This is a genomic window from Amycolatopsis pigmentata (assembly GCF_042684065.1).
Lineage (GTDB): Bacteria > Actinomycetota > Actinomycetes > Mycobacteriales > Pseudonocardiaceae > Amycolatopsis_E > Amycolatopsis_E pigmentata.
This window is the reverse complement of the sequence record NZ_JBHUKR010000030.1, coordinates 46,123-52,329: the sequence shown is the minus strand read 5'-3', so window position 1 is coordinate 52,329 and position 6,207 is coordinate 46,123. Positions and strand designations below refer to the sequence as shown.

The 6,207-nt window shown below is 66.6% G+C and carries 4 protein-coding genes; 3 read left to right on the top strand and 1 reads right to left on the bottom strand.

The features are described from left to right. Positions 1 to 54: 54 nt before the first annotated feature. Positions 55 to 1,236, bottom strand: coding sequence for a hypothetical protein (locus ACFSXZ_RS40940; RefSeq protein ID WP_378271938.1), 1,182 nt, complete (start codon positions 1,234 to 1,236; stop codon positions 55 to 57). Positions 1,237 to 1,623: 387 nt separating this feature from the next. On the opposite strand from ACFSXZ_RS40940, the gene ACFSXZ_RS40935 reads away from it, so the two are divergent. The 3 genes from ACFSXZ_RS40935 (at position 1,624) to ACFSXZ_RS40925 (ending at position 6,204) form a co-directional block, all read left to right on the top strand. Further along, positions 1,624 to 2,028 carry a hypothetical protein gene (locus ACFSXZ_RS40935; protein ID WP_378271936.1) on the top strand — a complete coding sequence of 135 codons (405 nt, stop codon included), beginning with the start codon at positions 1,624 to 1,626 and terminating at the stop codon, positions 2,026 to 2,028. A gap of 967 nt (positions 2,029 to 2,995) precedes the next feature. Further along, entirely contained in the window at positions 2,996 to 5,275 is a 2,280-nt protein-coding gene (locus ACFSXZ_RS40930; protein WP_378271934.1) for a tetratricopeptide repeat protein, read from the top strand. Positions 5,276 to 5,787: 512 nt separating this feature from the next. Beyond that, on the top strand, positions 5,788 to 6,204 hold the full coding sequence (locus ACFSXZ_RS40925; protein WP_378271933.1) for a hypothetical protein: 417 nt from the start codon (positions 5,788 to 5,790) through the stop codon (positions 6,202 to 6,204). Positions 6,205 to 6,207 lie beyond the last annotated feature (3 nt).

The window sequence follows — 6,207 nt, the reverse complement described above, 5'->3', positions numbered from 1 at the left end:
GGCGACGAAGGTCTTTCACCCCCATTCGGTAAACAAGCGCCTCATGGCGCACCTTCAGCCGTTGGTGGGTTCGTCGAGGCGGCATACGACGTAACGCACTTCGGCGCCGCTCCCGTCGGGGGTGGGTTCGCCAGCTGCGACGACGTCATAGTCCTGCCACATGCCGGGTCCGAGTGTGGCCCAGCGGATGCGCTCAGGCCCGACAGGACGGTCGGGTTCGGCGGCGGCCCGGTGCAACAGGTCGATCAGCGGGGCTTGGCTGCGGAAGTCGACGCAACGGCGGATGTGGCCATCGGCGCCCACGGCGAGGTCGAGCCGGTCGAAGGCTTCGTTGGTCAGGTCGATTTCTTCGAGCAGGCAGTCCACCACGACCAAGGGCTGTGGGGACAGGGTGAGTGCCGCTCGGGCGCCGGGTGGCCGGTCGCGGGCGGGGGTGAGCCCGGATGCGGAGTCGGGGTCGGGCATGGTGACTCCTCGGAACCAGCCCGGTTGCTCGGCATCGCCGCGGGCGGCGATGCGTAAGGCGAGAGGGGCGCCGGTCTTGTTGTGGAAGGTCTTGAAACTGCACAAGTGCAGCTGGTCGGGTTGGGTCAGCATCTGATCGCGCAGACTCCGGATGGCTGGCCGCCACGGTTCCAGGACCCGGCTGGTGACGAAGGAGTGCGCGTCGAACCAGCGCCCGTGGGGGTAGCGGGGCCGCAGGTCCTGGCCGACGGCCCGGTCTGTGTGCTGGTCGGTGGGAGGCACTAGGCCGTAGAGTTCGAAGAGTGCGTCGCTCCAGCCCATCACGTTGTGGTGGTCGGTCCCGCCTTCGGTGATCAGCCATTCCCAGCTTCCCGCGGCGGGCGGCGGGTAGTCGGCCCAGTCCGAGCCGGAACGGATAAAGGCGCCCATTACCGCGACCACGACCTGGGTGATCGGACTGCGGACCGGCAGGACCCTGACTTTCCACACGGTGCCCGAGGCCGAGTCGGGCAGACCATCGTCGTCAACGAGGACTCCCTCCTGGGCTGCCCGTTTCATGCGCCCCACCAACAGGTTGTAGGCGGAGCGGTTCTGATGAAAGGCAGTCTTGACACTCACCCCGTGATACGTCGCGGGGCCGACGGTCAAGACACCACCGAGTTCGCGCTGCCGGACGGGGCTGCCAGGTTCAGCGTCGGCCTTGACCGCGCGCGTTTCGGCCACCACCCACTGGCCTTGCAGAGAGCGCGGTTGCCTGCGCGTCGAGCTCATCGCGGTCCCCTCAGCGTTGTCCGCCGTGTGGCGACAGCGGGAAAGTGGCGGCTTGGTCCTGGGCGGATCGCGTCACTTGCCCGCGCTGCCCGTTTCGGCCGTGTGGTCATGTGAACCAGGTTAACCACTCGGTGGAACAAAGTGTGGACTCAATTTCAGCTTGGTCTGGACAGGAACCCAAGATCGCCGTTACCGTGAACGGCGGTATCACTGCGGTGGCCCCGGTCACCGCCGCACCCGTCCCGGCATCCCGGGCGTGGCTGACTCTGACGGAGATACCGGCCGAATCCGCACGCTGTGAGGCGCCTGGCGTACCTGTCTTGTCTGCCGGGCTATTTTGGCGTGCCGGCCACCTGACTGTCGAGTGTGGACGGGGCGGTAGCAAGCATGACAGCGACGATGGACAGCGTTCCCAGCGACCGTGTCGAGGCCATGGATCTGGCGACCAACGCACTCAAGTACGCCAGCCGCGCGCAACATGAGGACCACAACCCCAGCCATAGTGACTGGCGTGCCCTGCACGCCGGAGTGGTCCATAGCCTGCAGCACCTCATCGAGTTGACCGAGGTTCTGGCCCGTCAGATGCCCCACTACGGCAGCGACAAGATCTTGTGCGCCGACAATGCTGAACAGGGCGGAAATCCTTATCGGCAGATCATCGAAGCAGCGTGCCTGACCAGCGAGACCAAACACCATCTCGAGCGCGCCCGCCAAGCCGCACACAGGTCCTGGGCCCACATCCGCCACGTCGATGTCGCCGCCGACCCCAACCTCGTCATCGCCGAGGACTGAGACACCGGCACTGCGATCGCTATGAACTTACGTCTGTCTACTTCGGATCTTGCATGGCGCCGGAGAATCGTGCTGGGTTGGGCGCTATCGTGACCAGCTGTCGTCGGCTGGTCCATCGGTCCTATGTGGGCGGTTCACGCTGGCGACTGTTATGTCGCACTGTGTCTCGGTAGACCCGCAGCCGCGGGGCGGGGTGCTGAACTCTTGGGCAGCCCGGGTGAGGCGTAGTTCGAGCCGCAGACATCATGGTCACGAACAGGTTCACGACCATGCGTGATCAGAGACGTGTTGATATTGGGCTAATTGAGTGAAGATCGGCCGCTGAACCGAAAACTAGGCCTGGTAGCCGGTCAACAAATCACTCACCGTGGTCTATAGTGGCGAGCCTGAGGTCCACCTTCCGCCCGAGTGGCGGATGCGTGGGGCCCGTTCCTTTCTCTCGGACGTGGCCGGAAGCCGCACGTGGCTTCGTGCGGTGAGCCGATTGCGTCAGTCTGTCGCCGAGGGAATGGGACATCAATGGTGAACATGCCAGCGCGCATGGCCGCGTGTGAAAACCTGACTGATCTTCGCCACCACACTCCCGACGTGGTGGAGGCAGGGCAGCGGGGCCCGATCGGCGGAGGCAGGCTCGGTGCGGGCGATGCCTTCCAGCGCTCCGGTGCTGGATCTCGCTGTGATGCCGGAAACGACGCGGTGGACCGCCGCGGTCCAGACCGTTGTCGTCAGGGTGCGCGGCCTGTCGGCTCTCGTGTCAGTCCGGTCAATTGTGGCGGGCGGGCAAGGATGGCCGTCGCTGTCACCGCGTACCGGAGCGGTGGGTCCGGCTGCGGGTGCGCCGTAGGCGGAGCCTGTTTCCTGATGGATCTCCTCGATGTCTCGCAGCCATCGCGCGGGTCGGGCGTGTCCTCGAGATGCCGTTGCCTGGTCGGTATGGCGGGGTACGGCTGATCTTTCGGGGGACACCATGAGGACGATCAATAGTTTCGCCGCGGCCGTGCACCGTCTGCGACGGGCGCGGGGGATGTCGCTGGGGGACATCGCCGCGGAGACCGGCTACAGCGCGAGTTATTTGTCGAAGGTGCTGCACGGTCACCGCCGTCTGCAGCCCTCGGTGGCCAGGGAGATCGACAAGGCCCTGCGCGCCGACGGGGAGCTGGAACAGCTAGCCCTGGCTCAGACCGCGGGGGAGGCCGCGCCGGCACGGCCGATGCAATTGCCCCCGGCGGGAGCTGACTTTGTGGGCCGCGAGGACGATCTGCGCCGGATGAACGAGGCGGTGATCACGCAAGACCGGCCGGGGACCGCCACGACCATCGTCATTGAAGGCGGTTTCTGGGCTGGTAAGACCGCGCTGGCGGTGCAGTGGGCCGCCCGGGTGCAGGACCGCTGGCCCGGCGGATGCCTGTTCGCCGACCTGCGTGGCCTGGCCCCCGGCGAACCGGCCGACCCCGGCGAAATACTGGATACCTTCATGCACGCGCTGGGCGCGGGGGCGGACACCCTGCGGGGCTCGCTGGCTGACCGGGCCGCCCGGTACCGGTCACTGCTGGCTGAACGGCCTGCTGTAGTGGTCCTGGACAACATCGCCGACTATGCGCAAGTCCAGCATCTCCTTCCCGGTGCCGGGTGGGCCGTCGTGGTCACCGCCCGCGAACACCAGTCCGCTCTCCTGCTGCGCAGCGGTGGCCTGCTCATCGACCTGCCGCCCTTACGCCTGAGCGAGGCGCTGGTGTTGCTTCGACGCCGCCTCGGTGATGCACGCGTGGACGTCGACCTCCCTGCCGCGGAGGACGTGGCCCGGCGGTGTGGAGGTCTGCCGATGGCTTTGCTTCTTGCTGCCGAACAGCTTCAGCGCCGCCACCATGGTTCGCTATCTCGTCTGGCCGAGGAGTTGGCGATCGAGGAACGTCGGCTGGAGGTGTTCGCCTCGCCAGACCCGGCGGTCAACATCCACACGGTGATCGACCTGTCCTACCTCGCTCTGCCGCCCCGGGCCGCTCGGGTGTTCCGGTTGCTGGGTATCTGCCCGGCCCGGCGGGTCAGCGATGAATCGACCGCCGCCCTGGCCGGTGTCAGTGTCGAGCAGGCCCGCGATGCGCTCGACGTGCTATCTCAGGCGCACGTCCTCGACAGCGATGTCTCAGGGCATCTGCAGATGAACGACCTGCTCCGCGCCTACGCCCAGCACAAGGCCGTCACCGAGGAGCCCGTGTCCGAAGTGGAACGGGCGCATGATCGCGTGGTGCGGTGGTGTGCCGGGACCGCGTGGGCGGCCAGTAACACCCTGGCGCCAACCTGGTCCGGTCCCGGGCTCGCGCGGGAGCCTGCACCCGATATCGAGCCGCTGACCTTCACCGACGCGGGTTATGACGCGGCGCTGGCGTGGTGTGACGCGGAAGCTGATACGGCGGTTGAGATCGCCCGCCACGCCCGAGGCCCTGCAGCGCGTGACGCGGGCTGGATGCTGCCCACCCTGTTTCTGCCCTACTTCTATGTCACCAGAAACTGGGGCGTGTGGCTGACCGCGGCCAGCGAGGGCCTGGCTGCCGCCCGCGCTGCTGGGAGCCGGTACGGGGTGGCGTGGACGTTGCTGAGTCTGGGCTGGGCCGACCATGAACTCGGACGCCCGCAGGAGGCGGTCGCCCATTTACGCGAAGGGCTGCGGTTGTGCACCGACCTCGCCGATGACCGCCTGCGAGGATGGACCTCGCTGGTGCTCGGCTTGGCCTACCGTGCCCTCGGTCGGGGCACCGACGCCCGCTCCTGTTTCGATGTCGCCGACCGCTTGTTCGCTGCGCTGGATTTCGATTTCGGGTTGGCGTTCACCGAAGCCACGCTCGCCCACCTCCACCAAGCCGTGGGCGAGACCGACGCGGCGAGCGAGGCCGGCTATCACGCACTCAGCCGCGCTCAGAAGGTGCGCTCCACACCTGTGGTCGGCCTGGCGCACCACCAACTCGGGCTCCTGTTGCTCCGGCAGCGCCAGTACCGGCCCGCCCTCACCCATCTCGACTCGGCCCTCACCTTGCGCCGCCGAAGTCACGAACGGTGGGCCGAGGCGAGAACACTCATCGCCCGCGCGGAAGTCTTCTCTGCCATCGGCGAGCCCGTCCGCGCGCGAGAGTCCTACCTTGAGGCAGCCACCATCCTGGAAACCCTGCGAGACCCCCACCTGCTCGACATCCAGGCAAAAATCGCCACGCTCAACACTCGGCTGAGTTCCCGCGACAACTGCACCCTTTGACCTGTCCCCACCGCGACACCGCCGCCCCCTTCCCCGAGACGGGGCGGCGGTGTCGCGGTATTCGCGGCGCGCTCGCTGACACCGCAGACCTCCATTTTTCCCGGCGTTCGTCCGACCCCAAGGGGCTGATTCTCGTCTGAGACGACGGAACCCGCATGTCCTGTGCCCGTCCGCAGACCAGTGCTGAAAACGGTTTCCATCTTGACAAGTTGTGTACCAGAAGAGCACAAGAAGAGGACAGTTTTGTGCTCGCCATAGTGTTCCCCAAGCCGCGGTTCATGGTCCAGAGTGGAGTCATGCGAATCGATCACAGCCCTCGCGGTGCCGGGAGGCGAAGCGAGGGGATCCCCAGGCTGTGGCCGGTTCGCCAGCCGGGCGGCACCTAACCCTCACCACGGGTGCCGCCCGGCGCACTATCGCAACCCAAATTTTTCACCGCACTTGAGTATCCGAATTCCCATTGTGTCAATGGCGGCCGCTGTGCCGCTATGAGAATCAACAGGAGAAATCTGATGATGAAAATACGTACTGTGGTGGCGGGTGTGGTCGCGGCTGGGGCGATCAGCGCGGCGGGTGCCGCGATGGCATCACCCGCGTGGGCAGGCGAGACCGCTCACACCGGCGGCGTTTCGGCCCAGTCGTGCGGCCTGGCGGCCTGGGGCCCGTCGGTGACGCCGGACGGTGGGATCCACAGCCGCGCGGGCCGAGGCGGCTGCGGTTCCGCCGATGTGGTCACGTATTTGTGGGCGCGGGTCTACAAGTACAACCCGTATTGGTTTGACTCGGTGTATGCCGAGCACCATACAACTTACGTCAGCAACGGATGGGTGGACGCGCACGGCCATTGCGGCCCCCACGGAACCTATTACGCGGAAGCGTCGGATTCCCGCGGCAACGTGGCCGACACCGCGGAAGTGGATATGTGCTGAGCG